15 protein-coding genes are annotated in these 16358 nt (G+C 62.3%); 6 read left to right on the forward strand and 9 right to left on the reverse strand.

Annotated elements, in window-relative coordinates; genetic code table 11:
* Positions 1-6: 6 nt before the first annotated feature.
* The 3 genes from V7S54_RS14235 to V7S54_RS14245 form a co-directional block, all read right to left on the reverse strand.
* Positions 7-1449 carry a TRAP transporter large permease gene (locus V7S54_RS14235; protein ID WP_336408618.1) on the reverse strand — a complete coding sequence of 481 codons (1443 nt, stop codon included), beginning with the start codon at positions 1447-1449 and terminating at the stop codon, positions 7-9.
* Positions 1446-1961 carry a TRAP transporter small permease gene (locus V7S54_RS14240; RefSeq protein WP_083203567.1) on the reverse strand — a complete coding sequence of 172 codons (516 nt, stop codon included), beginning with the start codon at positions 1959-1961 and terminating at the stop codon, positions 1446-1448. Before V7S54_RS14240 ends, V7S54_RS14235 begins: the two co-directional genes overlap by 4 nt.
* 170 nt (positions 1962-2131) lie before the next feature.
* On the reverse strand, positions 2132-3187 hold the full coding sequence (locus tag V7S54_RS14245) for a TRAP transporter substrate-binding protein (RefSeq protein ID WP_336408617.1): 1056 nt from the start codon (positions 3185-3187) through the stop codon (positions 2132-2134).
* Between the two features lie 298 nt (positions 3188-3485).
* On the opposite strand from V7S54_RS14245, the gene V7S54_RS14250 reads away from it, so the two are divergent.
* Positions 3486-3758 (forward strand): hypothetical protein, encoded by a 273-nt coding sequence (locus V7S54_RS14250; protein ID WP_065373982.1) that lies wholly within the window; start codon positions 3486-3488, stop codon positions 3756-3758.
* Between the two features lie 311 nt (positions 3759-4069).
* Here the strand turns inward: V7S54_RS14250 and V7S54_RS14255 are convergent, their stop codons facing one another.
* Positions 4070-4246 carry a hypothetical protein gene (locus tag V7S54_RS14255; RefSeq protein ID WP_336408616.1) on the reverse strand — a complete coding sequence of 59 codons (177 nt, stop codon included), beginning with the start codon at positions 4244-4246 and terminating at the stop codon, positions 4070-4072.
* A 67-nt stretch (positions 4247-4313) separates the two neighbouring features.
* Here V7S54_RS14255 and V7S54_RS14260 point away from each other — a divergent pair, with 67 nt between their 5' ends.
* Complete coding sequence (locus V7S54_RS14260) at positions 4314-4985, forward strand: hypothetical protein (RefSeq protein ID WP_336408615.1); 672 nt, start codon at positions 4314-4316, stop codon at positions 4983-4985.
* 9 nt (positions 4986-4994) lie between these two features.
* Positions 4995-5978 carry a TerC family protein gene (locus V7S54_RS14265; protein ID WP_336408614.1) on the forward strand — a complete coding sequence of 328 codons (984 nt, stop codon included), beginning with the start codon at positions 4995-4997 and terminating at the stop codon, positions 5976-5978.
* 96 nt (positions 5979-6074) lie between these two features.
* On the opposite strand, the gene V7S54_RS14270 is transcribed toward V7S54_RS14265, so the two are convergent.
* The 4 genes from V7S54_RS14270 to V7S54_RS14285 form a co-directional block, all read right to left on the reverse strand.
* Positions 6075-6959: an aldose 1-epimerase gene (locus V7S54_RS14270; RefSeq protein WP_336408613.1), complete on the reverse strand. Its 885-nt coding sequence runs from the start codon at positions 6957-6959 to the stop codon at positions 6075-6077.
* Between the two features lie 3 nt (positions 6960-6962).
* A complete protein-coding gene (gene araH / locus V7S54_RS14275) occupies positions 6963-7913 on the reverse strand; it encodes an L-arabinose ABC transporter permease AraH (RefSeq protein WP_065373977.1) in 951 nt (316 codons plus the stop codon).
* Complete coding sequence (araG, locus tag V7S54_RS14280; protein WP_336408612.1) at positions 7910-9424, reverse strand: L-arabinose ABC transporter ATP-binding protein AraG; 1515 nt, start codon at positions 9422-9424, stop codon at positions 7910-7912. The genes araH and araG overlap by 4 nt, the downstream gene beginning before the upstream one ends.
* 65 nt (positions 9425-9489) lie before the next feature.
* Positions 9490-10473: an arabinose ABC transporter substrate-binding protein gene (locus V7S54_RS14285; protein WP_336408611.1), complete on the reverse strand. Its 984-nt coding sequence runs from the start codon at positions 10471-10473 to the stop codon at positions 9490-9492.
* 216 nt (positions 10474-10689) lie between these two features.
* Between V7S54_RS14285 and V7S54_RS14290 the strand changes: the two genes are divergently transcribed.
* From V7S54_RS14290 to V7S54_RS14300, 3 genes are read left to right on the forward strand one after another with little or no spacing between them, the layout of a single operon-like run.
* Entirely contained in the window at positions 10690-11424 is a 735-nt protein-coding gene (locus tag V7S54_RS14290) for a FadR/GntR family transcriptional regulator (RefSeq protein WP_442892563.1), read from the forward strand.
* A gap of 53 nt (positions 11425-11477) precedes the next feature.
* Positions 11478-12626 (forward strand): galactonate dehydratase, encoded by a 1149-nt coding sequence (gene dgoD / locus V7S54_RS14295; RefSeq protein WP_336408609.1) that lies wholly within the window; start codon positions 11478-11480, stop codon positions 12624-12626.
* An 11-nt stretch (positions 12627-12637) separates the two neighbouring features.
* On the forward strand, positions 12638-13417 hold the full coding sequence (locus tag V7S54_RS14300) for an SDR family oxidoreductase (RefSeq protein WP_065373973.1): 780 nt from the start codon (positions 12638-12640) through the stop codon (positions 13415-13417).
* A gap of 707 nt (positions 13418-14124) precedes the next feature.
* Here V7S54_RS14300 and V7S54_RS14305 read toward each other — a convergent pair.
* On the reverse strand, positions 14125-16194 hold the full coding sequence (locus tag V7S54_RS14305) for an ATP-dependent helicase (protein WP_336408608.1): 2070 nt from the start codon (positions 16192-16194) through the stop codon (positions 14125-14127).
* Between the last annotated feature and the right edge of the window lie 164 nt (positions 16195-16358).

Below are 16358 nucleotides of genomic sequence, written 5' to 3' on the forward strand. Positions count from 1 at the left end.
GCCCCGTCAATTCAGCAATCGGACCAGCGCCAGCGCAACCCCCGGGGAAACCGTGACGATGACCAGCCTGATGAGGTCGGCGATCACGAACGGCATCACGCCTCGGTAAGTCTGCGCTATCGGCACGTCGGTCGCCAACTTGTTGATGATGAAGACATTGAGGCCGATCGGCGGGGCGGAGAGGCCAATGCCGACGACGATCAGGACGAGAATGCCGAACCAGATGGCGACGTCGTCCGGCGGCATGCCGAGGTCGAGCGTCATGACGATCGGGATGAAGACGGGAAGGGTCAGCAGGATCATCGCCAGCTCGTCCATGACGGCGCCGAGCACGATGTAGATCAGCAGCATGCCGCACACGACGGCGTAGGGCGGCAGCCCGGACTCCCCGATCATCGAGGCAAGCATCATCGGCATTTGGGTCAGCGCCAGGAACGCGCCGAAGACCTCCGCCCCGAGAAGGATCAGGAAGATCATCCCGCTGGTTTCAGCCGTCTGTAGCAGCGCGTTCTTCAAGGCGGCGGGGCTCAATGTCCGTTGCAGCAGGCCGATCGCGAGCGTCACCGCGGCACCGACCGCAGCACCTTCGGTCGGCGTAAACACTTCCCCATAGATGCCGCCGACGACCGTGACCGCAACGGCGGCGGCCGGAACGACGGCGAAATCGGCGGCGAGCAGAAGCAGGCCGAAGATTGCCAGCAATATCGCGCCGACGGTTCCGAGCGAACCCAACAGCCAGCCGACAGTACCGCCGACAAGCAAGACCAGCCCCCCCGGCCGCGCCCAGAACGGACGGAGCGTCTTTGCGACCTCGACGACCGTCACCGGCGGCGCGAGATGGGGCTTGCGCCGAACGACCACGGCGATGGCGATCAGATAGAACGCCGCTGCCAGCAATCCCGGCACCAGGGCGGCCTGGAACAGCTTGGCGATGTTCTGCTCGGCGGTGATCGCATAGATCACCAGAATGACCGAGGGCGGAATGAGGATGCCGAGCGTGCCGCCGGCAGCGATCGTCCCGGTGCCAAGCCCGGCATCGACCCGCGCCCGGCGCAGTTCCGGCAGTGCCGCGCGCCCGAAGGTTGCGGTCGTTGCGACCGAAGAGCCGCAGATCGCGCCGAAGCCCGTGCAGGCCGCGATCACCGCCATCGGCATTCCGCCCTTGAACCGTCCGAGCCTCCGCTCGGCCACCCGGAACATGGTCGCGGCGATACCCGATTGTTCGGCAAGCGCGCCCATCAGGATGAAGAGGGGAATGACGGACAGCGTGTAGCTGGCAAACTGGCTGTAGGTGTTGGTCTGCAGGTAATAGACCAGAGCGTGCGGTCCGGAGAGACAGGCATAGCCGGCGGCGCCGACCGCGAGCATGGCGAGCGCGATCGGCATTCTGATGGCGATCAGGACCAGCATGGCGGCGAAGCCCAGGCAGGCAATGGCAAAACCGCTCATCGAGGAGCTCCGATCTTGAGAATGGCCACGGACAGCCCGATGACGGATGCGAGCGCCGCCAGCGCGGCGCAGGTCAGATAGACCGGCCAGATCGGCCAGGGCAGCTGGATCAGAGTCGTTCCGTACAGACGCGCCTCCAGACCGCCGGTGAGAAGGCCCCAGGCGAAGAATGCCAGGCAGGCGGCCAGCACGAGGTCCCAGGCACCGTCGATGACCCGCGTGACGCGTGACGGAAGAGCGAGCGTAAAGGTATCGACGGCAATGTGTCCGTTGCGCGCCTGGGTGTAGCCGAGGAACGAAAAGACCGCGACACCGATCGCGACCTCCACCAGTTCGTAGTCGGCCGGCACCGGCCGATTGAAGAGCCAGCGGCCGAGGACGCTGATCGTCACCAATGCGGCTGCGAGGCAGACGAGCGTTCCGCCTATGAGTGCCAATCCGGCCGCGAGGCGCTCGACCCCGCGTCGGCGCGGCACATTCACCACGCCCTCGTGCATTGCTTGTTCCGTCATCCTGGCCTCGAGCTCTTGAACGGTCCGATGCGCCCGGGTTCAGGCGCCTACTGCATAATTCCTTAAATCGGCATCGCTTTAAGGACAAAATTATGCAGCAAATCTAAAGTGTTACAGCGGCCGTAGCGCGTCTTAAACGACGCGCGGCGCTGTAAGGCTGGCAGCGCCTTTCAGGCGTTCGCGTATTTCTGAACGAGCCCCTGGGCGGCATCGATCAGCGCCTGGCCGTCGAGGTCCTTGGCTTTCATGTCCTCGATCCATTTGTCGTGGACGGGCTTGGTCGCCGCGACCCACGTCGCCTTCTCATCCTCGCTGATGGCACTGATCGTTCCGCTTCCGGATGCTTCGATCGCGGCACGGACTTCGGCGCCGACGCTGTCCCACATTTCGCCGGCCCTCTTGGCGAAGGTCATGCCGCTGTTGGCGTCGAGCACAGCCTTCAGATCGGCCGGCAGCGCCTCATACTTGCTCTTGTTCATCGCCAGGAAGAACGTCGCCGTATAAAGCGTCGGGGAACCCGGGATTTCCGTATGGAACTTGGTAAGCTCGTTCACCTTGATGGAGGGCACCACTTCCCAGGGGATGACGCAGCCGTCGATCGCGCGCTGGGCCAGCGCTTCCGGCACCTGCGGGATGGGCATTCCGACCGGGGTCGCGCCCAGCGCTGCCAATGCCTCACCGGCAAGGCGGGTCGGATTCCGTAGTTTCAGGCCGACCAGATCGGCACCGGACTTCACTTCCTTGTTGGTGTGGATCAATCCGTGGTCGTGAGCCCAGAAGCACAGCAATTGCGTGTCGGCGGTTTCCTTCAGGACATGCGTCTGCCCGTATTCCTGGCACGCCTGGGCGTTGACGATCGCTTCCTTCGCCGCAACGAAAGGAAGTTCGAAAACCTCGGTGGAGGGGAAGCGCCCGGGCGTGTTGCCGGGTAGGGTCCAGACGATATCGACGACGCCGTTGGCCGCCTGATCGTAAAGCTGCGGCGGCTTTCCGCCGAGCTGCATGGCCGGAAAGATATCGACCTTGATCGCGCCCTTGCTCTGCTCCTCCAAGGTTTTCGCCCATGGAGTCAACAGCCGCTGGTGGACGTTCGATGCCGGTGGAAGGAAGTGGTGCAGCTTCAGCGTGACTGCGCTCTGGGCGCGCGCAGCACCTGTTCGCAGGACGAGAGGCGCCGCAAGCATGGCGCCAGCGGCTTTAATAAGGCTCCGTCGGTTCAGTATCATAGATCCCTCCCAATGATCCGTTTCGATCCACCCGGAAACAGGGCATGCCTGTGTCGCTTCACGTCAACTCAAATGACGGCGATCCGACGGTGATGCAGGCCCTCCTCGGTGGCTTGAATGTTCCTCGCTCCTCATCGGGAACATTCAATCCATTAACATGTTAAGTTTATTTTGAAAAGACTGTCAAGCGACGTCGCGCGATGGGTCCGGGCGCTGATCGGGCCGTCCACGCCGCGGCTCTGGGCTTGCACCTTGGCTATCGAAGAGCAGCCGATCGCGGTCTGGTCGAGGACGCGAATTGTCCCCCACGCCGCTCGGCGTGGAGGACAATTCTCTGTGGGATCGACCCGTTGATCTACCTCTCGAGAGGGCGTCTCAATCGTCGTCGGACGAGGAGTTCGACGACGAATTCGAGGAAGAGTTCGAGGAGGAGTTGCTGGAGCTGTTCGAACTGGAGTTGCTCGACGAATTGGAACTGCTGTTCGAGCTGGAGTTCCGCGAGGAGTTCGACGAGCTATTGGAACTGCGGTTGGAACTCCAGCTTCCGCGTCCATCGTCGTTCCGGCTGTAGCGCGCGTGGCTTGATTTGCCGTTGCCGGTCGCCTTCTGCAGGAAGCGGGTGACCGGGTCGTCGGCGATGGCAGGTGCAGGTGCTGCCGCGCCAACCACCAGGAATGCACTCAGAACTGCGAGAACCTTTTTCATGATGTTTCTCCATTGCGGGGACAGTCTCGTTGACTGCAAGGGAGGAACGTCGGACGAACGTGGTTATTCCCAAGAAAACAAAATTATTTCAATGTTATAGCTCGTGAACATTCGGGCATGGAGTGCCGCCGCCGTTGCGTGGCGCAGCGGCGTCGAAACGTCGTCGGCAGGCTGGGGTTACCGCTGTGCACGGACGAACTTTCTGTACCAGCCGTCCGAAGCGAGCGTCTTGCGCAGGATCGTCTTGCGGACCGTGCCCTCCGTCTCATTTTCGCTGCGAATATCCGCGTCGAGATCGGAAGCATCGCGGCGGAACGGAATCACCTGAACGATGGGCGTTCCGCGTTCCAGCACATGCAGGCCGTCCTCGCCCGTGGCGAAGAATGGGAAGTGGATTTCCGATTGGTAGCTGTCCGTATTGATGATCGGCGGCCATTTTGTTCTGTTCGCCTATCTCGCGCCCTATATCACCGACCGCGTCGGTCTCGGCCAAACGGAACTCGTTCTGGCATTTGTCGCCTTCGGCGTGGCAGGTGTCAGCGGAGGCTATCTTGGTGGCTGGCTGGCGGATTCCGCGACACTGCGCCGGGCGATCGTCATCACGCCTCTCGCCTATCTGCTGGCCCTGCTGATGATGCCGGCTGCCTCATCGACGCCCTGGACCTTCATTGCCGCCATGATGGTGTGGGGCTGCATCAGCTGGATGATCTCGCCGGTGGTGCAGAGTTTCCTGCTGGCGGCAGGACCCGATACGGCGGAAGCAGGGATCGGCCTCAATCTGTCCGCCATGCATGTCGGTGTCGCCCTCGGTACGGCCCTCGGTGGGCTCACGCTGGCGGCCGTGCCGCCGCAAGCGCTGCCGCTGGCGGGAGCCGCACGACCGGCCTTGTTCCGAGCAAACCGAGCCCGGTTGTTAGCCGGGCAAAGGGACCGGCAGGAGGTTCCGAAATTTCAAGGAAAAATTGAAGTTCCGCCCTTGAACCGCGAAAATCGAGATCCCATTTCTCCGCCAACCCGCTGGTCCGGGCCCTCTGGCGAGAGCTTCGGCACTCTTGCGATGTCGGACCTTATTCCGACACCATGTGCCGTATGAGGACCGTCTGTGGACCTTTCCTTCATGTCTGTGGAGTGGCTGGGAACGCCGCTCTGGATGTGGGCGAGCTTTTTCGCCCTCGTCATCGCCATCCTGTCGTTCGACCTTGGGATTCTCCATAAGGAGAACAAGGAGATCGGCGTTCGCGAGAGCGTCAAGCTTTCCTCTTTCTACATCGCGCTCGGCCTGACCTTCGGCGGCTTCGTGTGGTGGTACCTAGGCTCCGAATCCGGACTCGCCTATATGACGGGCTTCGTGGTCGAAAAGACGCTGGCGCTCGATAACGTCTTCGTCATCGCCCTGATCTTTTCCTTCTTCGCCGTGCCCCGCATTTATCAGCACCGGGTCCTCTTCTGGGGCATTCTCGGCGTCATCGTGCTGCGCGCGATCATGATCGGCGTCGGCGCGACGCTGGTCGCTGAGTTCGCCTGGGTTCTCTATATCTTCGCGGCGTTCCTCATCATCACCGGTATCAAGATGCTGGTCATGAAGGAGGCCGAGCCCGACGTTTCGAACAATATGCTGGTCCGCTTCATGCGCAACCGCTTCAACGTCACTGAAGACCATCATGGCGAGCGCTTCTTCGTGAAGCTCGTAAACCCGAAGACCGGCAAGATGACCTGGTTCATAACGCCCCTCTTCATGGCGCTGGTCATGGTCGAAGTCGCGGACGTGATCTTCGCTGTCGACTCGGTTCCCGCGATCTTCGCGATCACCACCGACCCCTTCATCGTCTATACGTCGAACATCTTCGCGATCCTCGGCCTGCGCGCCCTCTATTTTGCCCTTGCCGCGATGATCCATCGCTTCCGCTACCTGAAGCCTGCGCTCGCCGTCGTCCTGATCTTCATCGGCTCGAAGATCTTCGTCGCCGACCTGTTGGGGCTTGAGAAATTCCCGGCGGCGCTCTCGCTCGGCGTCACCTTCGCGATCATTGCCGCCGGCGTGGTCTGGAGCCTCGTGAAGACGCGCGAAGAACAACAGCCCGCTTAACACCGCTTCGGTAAGTCCAAGAACAGCGAAGGCGGCGCTCCGTGAGGGGCGCCGCCTTTTTCTATGGGAGTGGCAAAGACCGGTGAATGAGGTCAGTCACGGTCCGAATTCATGGATCCGCAGTGTGACGGTGCCTTCCAGAGTTTCGCCGGGCGCCAGTCTGGCGAGACCGCCGCTCTCGGGCTGGCGATGTGCGTTGGGCCGATGGCTCATCGGCTCGAAGCAGAAGAAGTCGGCGTCGGTGGAGGGAGAGTAGAGGACGAAGAAGCGAAAGCTCTCGTCTGCATCGAGCGAAAGCGCAAGGCCGGTTTCCGGCCACTCGATGCGCATCTTTCGATCCCAGCCTTCGAAGGCATTGTTCAGCCAGCCAGGCGGAAGTGGCGTGCCGGAGGTAAAGTCCAGATCCCGAGGAACTGACTTCATCGCGCCCGGCAGGTGGTTCTCCCGTTCCGTCCAGTAACGGCCGGCATAGGCAAAAAGGCGCATTCCCGGCGTGCGCGGAAAATAGGGATGGAGGCCCAATCCATAGGGGAGCGCCTGCGCGGCCCGGTTGGTGACAGTGAGCGTAAGGGTCAGCTTCGCACCGTCGATCGTCATCGTCTGCACCGCCTCATAGGCGAAGGGCGTGGCCGCGTTTGCCTCCTGCCGGTAATGCAGCGCAAGCGAATGACGGTCCTGGTGAAGGATCGACCAACGCCGAAGCCAGCCGTCGCCGTGGAGCACCAGCGGGTCGGACGTATTGGGGGTGAGCGTGTAATCGCGACCTTCGAAGTGGAAGCCATTATCCTCGATGCGGTTACCGAAGGGCACCAGCGGAAAACACGCTTCGGCGCCGAACACCTGGGAGGCGAGACCCGGCGCCGACGTCGGCGCGAGCACCGGGATGCCGCGCCAGCGGGCCGAGAGGATGGCGCCGCCGAGCGGACTCACCTCGACGGTGAGCCCTTCGTCATTCTCGAAGACGAGGATGTCTTCCGCCATTTGCTAGCTGCGGCGGCCGGCGGCGGCCGAGCGGAGATTGTCGAGCAGCACGGCGAGCAGAAGGATCAGACCGCGCACGACATATTGGTAGAAGGCCTGGATGTTGAGTAGGTTCATGACGTTTTCGGCGATGCCCATGATCAGCACGCCGACGATAACGCCGGTCATCGCCGCACGGCCGCCCGCAAGCGAAACGCCGCCGAGTACGCAGGCCGAGATGACCGAGAGTTCGAGACCCGTTGCCGCATTCGGCTGGCCCGAGGTGATGCGCGAGGCGAGCAGCACACCGGCGACGGCGCAGACGAGGCCCTGCAGCGCGAAGATCCAGATGCGCATGTTCGAAACATTGACGCCGGCGAGCCGCGAAGCCTCGGGGTTGCCGCCGATCGCCAGCGTGTTCTTGCCGAAGACGGTGCGGTTCAAGACGAAGCCGAAGACGAGGAAGAACGCGCCCATCACCCAGATCGGCGTCGGGATGCCGAGGAACTTCGACAGCGCCAGCTGGTAGAAGCTTGGATCGTTGATGCCGACGGCGCGGCCGTCGGACGCGATCAGCGCGAAACCGCGCACGATCTGCATGGTGGCAAGCGTCGTGATCAGTGCGTTGATGCGGAAGTGGGCGATGACAACGCCATTGACGAGACCGACAAACCCACCGCACAGCAGCGCGGCAACGAGGCCGATAAGGATCGAGCCCGAAGCGTTCGACGCCATGACGGCGGCCATGCCGGAAAAGGCGACGGTGGAGCCGACCGAGAGATCGAAGTCGCGCGAGGCGAGGCAGAACATCATCGTGCAGGCGACGATGCCAATGGTGACGACCGATTGCAGCAGGCCCAGCATGTTGCGCTCGGTCAGGAAGTTCGGAACTGTCAGCGCCACGATCGCAAACGCAACGGCGAAGATGACGACGAGACCCTGTTCGCCGAGAAGAAGTTTTTTCAAGGAAGTCATGACGGCTGAGCCTGCTCGGTTGGAACATCGGGAAGGGCGGCGGCGAGGATGCCGCGTTCGTCGAAATCTTCGCGCGCGATATCGGCGGCGATCCGGCCCTGGCACATGACGAGGATGCGGTCGGTGATGCCCATCACCTCGGGCAGCTCGCTGGAAATGACGACGATCGCCATGCCCTGAGCCGCGAGTTCGTAGAGGATCTCGTAGATCTCGGATTTCGCGCCGACATCGATGCCGCGTGTCGGTTCGTCGATGATTAGGACCCTTACGCCCTGTTCGGACAGCCAGCGGCCAAGGATGACCTTCTGCTGGTTGCCGCCGGAGAGATTGATGATGTCCTGCTTGCGCGATGGCGTGCGCACCCGAAGCTTGGCGATGAAGCGGTCGGCGAGCTCCGCTTCTTTCTTCAGGTCGAGGATGCCGAATGGCGAGAAGTGCCGGCGCGACGAGATCGCCATGTTCTCTTCAATGCTGCGCCCCTGGACGATACCGTCGAACTTGCGGTCCTCCGGGCACAGCACCATGCCGGCGCGGATCGATCGCGGCGGGCTGTCGGCTGGCACGATTGCGCCGTCGATGGTGACCGTGCCGCCGTAGCGCACGTCAGCTCCGTAGACGAGCCGGGTCATCTCGCTGCGGCCGGCGCCGATCAAGCCGAAGAAGCCGAGAATCTCGCCGCGCCGGACGGAAAAGCTCAAGGGCGTTTTCAGTTTCGGGCCAGAGATGTTTTCGACGCGCAGGCGCTCAGTCCCGAGCTGACGGGCCCGCCAGCCCCAGATGTTGGAGATCTCGCGACCAACCATTTCAGCGATGATCTGATCGCGTGTCACCTTGGAAATATCGGGATGATGGGCGGCAAGCTTGCCGTCGCGCAGCACCGTCAGGCTGTCGCAGAGCCGGAAGATCTCGTCGAGACGGTGGGACACGTAAAGGATCACCGTGCCGTTCGAACGCAGGCGCTCGATGAGCGCAAAGAGGATTTCGCTTTCACGCGACGACAGCGACGATGTCGGCTCGTCGAGCGCGATGACGCGCGCGTCGAGCATGACCGCCTTGGCGATCTCGACCATCTGACGTTCGCCGATCGAAAGCGAGGCGATCTTGGCCGACGGATCGACGTCGATGCCGATTTCGGAGAGTTTCTCGCCGACAACGCGGATCAGCTGGCGGCGATCGATCACCCCACCCTTGCCGGGGAAGTGGCCGAGCCAGAGGTTTTCTGCAACCGTCAGCTCAGGAACGAGCTGCAATTCCTGATGGATGACGATCACGCCGGCACGAAAGGCGTCGCGCACGGAACGATAGCTCTGCGCCGCGCCGTCGATGCGGATCTCTCCCTGGTCGGCCGCCTGGTCGCCGGACAGCAATCGGATGAGCGTCGACTTGCCAGCGCCGTTCTCGCCCATGAGCCCATGGACGGCACCCTTGCGCACGGAAAACGAAACGTCCGACAGCGCCTGGACGCCGGGATAGCCCTTGGAGATCGACTGGAATTGAAGAAAGTCTTGCATGTGCGGCTCCGATACGGAACGCCCGGCGGGATCAGCCGCCGGGCCGATGGTGTCGCAAGCAGCGATTACTCGATGCCGAGGTCCTTGCGCACGGCTTCGTAATTGTCGCGCAGCGCCAGTTGGCCGGCGGTCAGGGTCAGCTTTTCCGGCTCCTTGCCGTTGGCGATCCACTCAAACATGTTGAGCGCGGTTTCATAGCCGTGACGCTTCGGCGAGATGATGACGGTGCCGAAGAAGCCAGTGGCTGCGGGCTTCTTGAACTCGTTGATCGCCGAATCCGCACCTCCGATGCCGACGCCGATCATGCTGTCGGCGGAGATGCCAACCGTTTCGGTTGCGCGCACGGCGCCGAGCACCGCTTCGTCATTGAGGCCGATCGCGACCCATTTCTTGATGCCGGCATTCTTGTTGAGCACGATCGTCGAGGCGTTCAGTGCTGCCTCCGTATCGGTCTTTGCCTGCGGCGCGTCGAAGATGTTGGCTTCCGGGAAGCCGTTGGCCTTGAGCACCGAGAGCGCGCCCTCGACACGATCGACCGCCGTCGGCAGCTGGTCGTAGGAAACGCGGATCGCGCCGACATCCTTCATGTCCCAGCCACGCTTCTTGACCTCGTCGACGATCGCCTGGCCCACGGCCTCGCCGATCTTCGTCGCCGAAATGCCCATATGCGGGACGTCTTCGATCGGGCTGCCATCGGCGTTGACCAGCCGGTCGTCGACGGTCATCAGCTTGAGCTCGTTGGCGGCGGCCTTGGCGACGATGCCGGGGCCGAGCTTGACGTCAGGCGTGCAGACGATGAAGCCCTGCGCACCCTGGGCGCCGAGGTTGTCGATCGCCGATTGCACCTTCTCGCCGTCTTCGGCGCCGATCTTCACCAGCGTGAAGCCTTTTTCCTTGGCGGCGACGTCGGCGAACTTCCATTCGTCCTGGAACCACGGTTCTTCCGGCTGCTTGACGATGAAGCCGATCTTGACGTCGGCAGCAAACGCTGAGGTTGCCGTGAGCACGGCGACGGTACCAGCCAGAATGGCTGCCTTGATAAAGCGCATGATCTCTCTCCCTGGTGAACTGCCTCCTGCAGTGAGCATTTGTGTATGATGAATCATCATATTCGTCAATTGCCTTTGTATGATGAATGCGATAGTGATGTATAACGATAGCAACGTGCTTTGGCGCGTTGTCGCGTCCCGGCGTCTGCGCTAAGCAACGGTCGGGAGACGCGCGGGGAGGAGATGGTGGTGGAACAGCACGAACAGGGAAGCGGCATGGAGGAGCGCGGGCAGCGCCGCCCACGCGTCCAGAAGAACGTGACGCGAGCGATCGCCTCGGACATTTGCGCCGACGTCTTTCCGGTCGGCTCGTTCCTGCCGCGCGAAAACGACCTTTGCGAACGCTATGGCGTCAGCCGAACCGTCATCCGCGAAACCTTGAAGGTGCTGGAATCGAAGGGCATGGTGCGTGGTCGCTCGCGGGTCGGAACCGTCGTCTGCAACAAGGACGAGTGGAACATCCTCGATTCGCAGGTTCTTGAATGGATCGGCGAGCGCATCTTCGAATTCGACCTGTTGAACTGCATTCTGGAGGCCCGCCGGGCGATCGAGCCGGCGGCGGCGGAGTTTGCCGCCGAACGGGCCACGGTCCAGGAGATCGCCGATCTCGAGCGCGCCTGGCAGGCGATGCGTGACGGCGAACGCGATCTCGTCGGCTTCACCGATGCCGACGTCGCCTTTCACACCTGTCTGCTCAAGGCCAGCCACAACCAGGTTTTTCTGCAACTCGTCGGCATCATCCAGGCGGCGCTGAAGTTCTCGCTGCATGCTTCCAACGAGGTTGCCGAGCGCCGCGACGAGGCGATCGACATCCATGGCGAACTGGTCGAGGCGCTGCGCCTGCGCGACAAGGCGCGGGCGCGCGACTGTTCCACGCGCATGCTGGATCTTGCGGCGCGCGACCTCAAGGTCGCCGTCGAACGTCACCGGCCCGCCCTTTCGGCGCGCTGAAACCTTCCTCAGGCGGCAGTCGCCGCCTTGCTCCACCCGGCGGATATCGCACCATGAAGATCACCAAGCTCACCACCTATATCGTTCCGCCACGCTGGCTGTTTCTGAAGATCGAAACCGACGAGGGCATCGTCGGCTGGGGCGAGCCGGTCGTCGAAGGCCGTGCCCTGACGGTGGAAGCGGCGGTCAACGAGCTCTCGGACTACCTAATCGGCAAGGATCCGCTGCTGATCGAGGACCATTGGCAGGTCATGTATCGTGGCGGCTTCTACCGCGGCGGGGCGGTCCACATGTCAGCACTTGCCGGCATCGACCAGGCGCTCTGGGACATCAAGGGCAAGGCCTACGGTCAGCCGATCCATGCGCTGCTTGGCGGCCAGGTGCGCGACCGCATCAAGGTCTATTCCTGGATCGGCGGCGACCGTCCGTCCGACGTCGCCAACAATGCGCGCGATGTCGTTGCCCGCGGCTTCAAGGCGATCAAGCTCAATGGTTGCGAGGAGATGCAGATCGTCGACACCTGGGAGAAGGTGGAAAAGGCGGTTGAGATCATCGCGACGATCCGCGAGGCGATCGGTCCGCATATCGGCATCGGCGTCGATTTCCACGGCCGCGTGCACCGGCCGATGGCCAAGGTGCTGGCCAAGGAATTGCAGCCCTTCAACCTGATGTTCATCGAAGAACCGGTGCTTTCGGAAAACCGAGAGGCACTGAAGGAAATCGCCAACCATTGCTCGACGCCGATCGCGCTTGGTGAGCGGCTCTATTCGCGCTGGGATTTCAAGTCCGTGCTTTCGGATGGTTATGTCGACATCCTGCAGCCCGACCTTTCGCACGCCGGCGGCATCACCGAGTGCCGCAAGATCGCGGCGATGGCGGAGGCCTACGACGTGGCGCTGGCGCCGCATTGCCCGCTGGGACCGATCGCGCTTGCCGCCTGCCTTCAGGTCGACGCCGTCAGCTACAACGCCTTCATCCAGGAGCAGAGCCTCGGCATCCACTACAACACCGGCAATGACATTCTCGACTACATCTCGAACAAGGAAGTGTTCCACTACGCGGATGGGTTCGTCTCGATCCCGCAGGGACCTGGCCTCGGCATCGAGGTGGATGAGCAATATGTCATCGAGCGGGCGAAGGAAGGCCATCGCTGGCGCAACCCGATTTGGCGCCATGCCGACGGCAGCGTCGCCGAGTGGTGAGGAGGGCGGAGATGGCGGGTCGTCTTGAGGGAAAACGCGTCGTCGTGACCGGCGCGGCACAGGGGATCGGCCTTGCCATTGCCGAGACCTTCCTTGCGGAAGGAGCGAGCCTGTTTCTTCTCGACCGCGACGGCGATCTGCTGGCGAGAGAGGCTGAGCGGCTTCGTGCCGCCGGCGGAACGGTCGGCCACACGACGGCCGACATCTCGGATGCGGAAGCGATCGAACAAGCGGTCGCTGCGGCCGCCCGCGAGGTCGGCCAGCCGAATGCGCTCGTCAACAATGCCGGCGTCAACGTGTTCTTCGAGCCGCTGAAACTCTCGGACGCCGACTGGCAGCGCTGCTTCGACATCAACCTCAAGGGCGCCTGGAACTGCAGCAAGGCCGTGCTGCCCGGCATGATCGCGGCCGGCGGCGGCGTCATTCTCAACATCGCCTCGACCCACGCCTTCACCATCATCCCGCACACTTTCCCCTATCCCGTCGCCAAGCATGCGCTTCTGGGCATGACCAAGGCTCTGGGGCTGGAATATGCCGGGCAGGGCGTGCGTGTGAATGCGCTGGCACCAGGCTACGTGCGGACGCAGAAGGCCGTGGAATACTGGAACTCGTTTCCCGACCCGGCCGCGGCGGAAGCGGAAACGATGAAGCTGCATCCCGGCGGTCGCATCGCGACGCCGGAGGAAATCGCCAAGGCCGCCCTCTTCATGATTTCGGACGAGTGCCCCTTCATGAACGCCACCTGCCTGACGGTCGATGGCGGGGTCAGCGTGCTACATCATCCCGCCTGACGGGGCCAGGTGGCGGCTGATTGCTACCGCGCGCTCCATTTCATAAGCTGGAGCCTGAATCGGCAATGGATCGAGCCCCGATGAGATACCCAGGACGGAGACTGCCTTTCACCGTAGAAGTCGGCAACCCCGCGGAGCCTTCGCCGCTGTCCGTGTCACATCTAACACAGGGCGGCATCGTTCTTATCGGAGGCGGGCGGTCATCGCGTACGCATGAACTCCGCCAAGAGATTGCCTTTGTTGACGAAGGCAAATTATGAGAGAACGAAGACCTCTATTCCAAGCTGATCGATCTCAATTCGAAAGGGATCCCATTTCAATCTCAACCGAAGGAGATGGAATCGCCGGATCTGCTAATGGCCTGGTGGCAAGAGATCGGAAAGTTCGAAGGGAGCTTCAGGGAGATTTCGTGGCGTAGTCCAGATCGGTGGCTCATCACAACTATTGAGCCTCCAGTCAGTGGAATCCGTGGCTGGTCTGGCCCCAAACCTTTCGGACATTGAGTTTTGGTCAAAGCCTATCGCGTGCCAGCAAGACGGCGCCTTGCTCGAACGAACATCTTTCAGGCCGTCCACGACCCTGACAGGGACGCCTCAGTAGCTTCCATCATCGGCATTTTCGCGACTTGCAAAGGAAGACCGCTTAGGCGAGCGGGCCGTGGTATACATCGTTCCTTGCCGGTCCTGCCAGCATCGTGAACCCCATCCTCACTTCCACATGGAACGCATCCGGGCGCCGACATCGATGCGGATCTGCTTGGCGCTGCGTTCGCCGGCGGCCGCCGACATCTTCGGCCAGTTCGTCGTCTCGAAGAACTGCAGCAGCGTCGCCGGAATGAAGCGGGTCCGCGATGCATAGACGTGTCGGTCGCCCTGGCTGTTCTGGCCGTAGGTGAAGAACCTTTGTGGCGTCACCAGTGCCAGGTGGTCGCGCGCCCGCGTCATGCCGACATAGAGCAGCCGCCGCTCCTCTTCGAGCTCGGCTGTCGTACCGACACCAAGATCGGATGGGATGCAGCCGTCGACGACATTGAGCATGAAGACCGAGCGCCATTCCTGTCCCTTGGCAGAATGAATGGTCGACAGGATCAGATAGTCCTCGTCGAGCAGGGGCACGCCCGCCTGGTCGCTGGTGGCATCGGGCGGATCGAGCGTCAGTTCGGTCAGGAAACGCTCGCGGTTCTGGTAGCCGCCGGCAATCTGCTCGAGCTGCACGAGATCGGCCTTGCGTGTTTCGGGGTCTTCGTGAATGCGGTCGAGGTGCGGTTCGTACCAGGCGCGCGCCGTCGCGATTTCTCCCGGCCATCCCGTGTCGACCTTGCGCAGAGCGGAAACGAGATCGACGAAGTTGGCCCAATCCTCTCCGGTCTTGGGTGGCGCCGGGATTTCCGCGAGCGCTGCGAGCGGTTCGGGATCGGCGGCGATCGCGTCGAGGATCTTGCCTGCCGTCTGCGGACCGATCCCGGGCAGCATCTGCAGCAGCCGGAAGCCGGCGACACGGTCACGCGGGTTCTGCGCGAACCGCAAGGTTGCCAGCAGATCCTTGACATGGGCGCTGTCGAGGAACTTGAGACCGCCGAATTTCACAAAGGGAATGTTGCGACGGGTGAGCTCGACTTCGAGGGTGCCGCTGTGGTTGGCGGAGCGAAACAGCACCGCTTGCTGCTTCAGCGCTATGCCGACCTCGCGGTTGGCGAGAACCTGCTCCACGATATAGGCGGCCTGGTCCGCCTCGTCCTTGACGGTGACAAGCTGTGGGCGCTGCTCCGACTGCCTGTCCGTCCAGAGGTTCTTGGTGAACCGTTCCCGCGCAAGCCCGATGACGCCGTTGGCGGCAGCGAGGATCGGCTGGGTCGAGCGATAGTTTTGATCGAGCGTGATGACGTCGGCCGGCTCCGGCGAAAACGCGTTCGGGAAATCGAGGATGTTGCGGACCGTCGCGGCCCGGAAGGAATAGATCGACTGGGCGTCGTCTCCGACGACGGTCAAACCATGGCCCTCGGGCTTGAGCGACAGCAGGATCGAGGCCTGAAGGCGGTTCGTGTCCTGATATTCGTCGACCAGGATATGATCGAAACGGCTGCTGATATCCTGCGCCAGCTCCGCGTCGGAAACCATCTGGGCCCAGTAGAGCAGGAGATCGTCGTAATCGAGCACGTTCTGCGCCTGCTTTGCCTCTACATAGCCGGCAAACAGTTCCTTCAGTTGCTGTTCCCAGCTCACGGCCCAGGGATACGCGGTCTTCAAGACGTCGATGATCGAGCTTTCCGAGTTCACGACGCGCGAATAGATCGCAAGGCACGTGCCCTTTGTCGGGAAGCGGCTTTCCATCTTGGAGAAGCCGAGCTCATGGCGGACGAGGTTCATGAGATCGGCGCTGTCTTCGCGATCATGGATGGTGAAATCCGCGCCAAGGCCGATCTGTTCGGCATAGATCCGCAGGATCCGCGCGCCGATCCCGTGGAACGTGCCGGCCCAGGAAAGCGCGTCCGTCATGACGGCGGCATTGTCGCCGAGCACCTGGCGGCAGATGCGTCCGACCCGGCGCATCATCTCAGCGGCGGCACGGCGGGAAAAGGTCATCAGCAGAATGCGGCGCGGATCGGCACCATTGACGATCAGATGCCCCACCCTGTGGGCGAGCGTGTTCGTCTTGCCCGAGCCGGCACCCGCGATAATCAGCAGAGGGCCGCCGGCCTGGCCTTGCGGCAATCCCACACCATGCACCACCGCCTGGCGCTGGCGGTCATTCAGTTTTTCGAGATAGGCGGCGCTCATACGTGTCCAGGCGTTGTCAGCAAGATTCCCAAAATCTTCGTTCCGTTTCATCTCCTTGAAAGAATTCACGGATTCCGCTTCACGGTCTCATACTCTTCGCGCGAAGCAGATGACTCGGAACAAAAATGGAACGTATCAGTTTCGATTGCCGCTGGAAACCCGGC

It is taken from the genome of Ensifer sp. CCNWLY38 (assembly GCF_037120565.1).
Taxonomy (GTDB): domain Bacteria; phylum Pseudomonadota; class Alphaproteobacteria; order Rhizobiales; family Rhizobiaceae; genus Ensifer; species Ensifer adhaerens_H.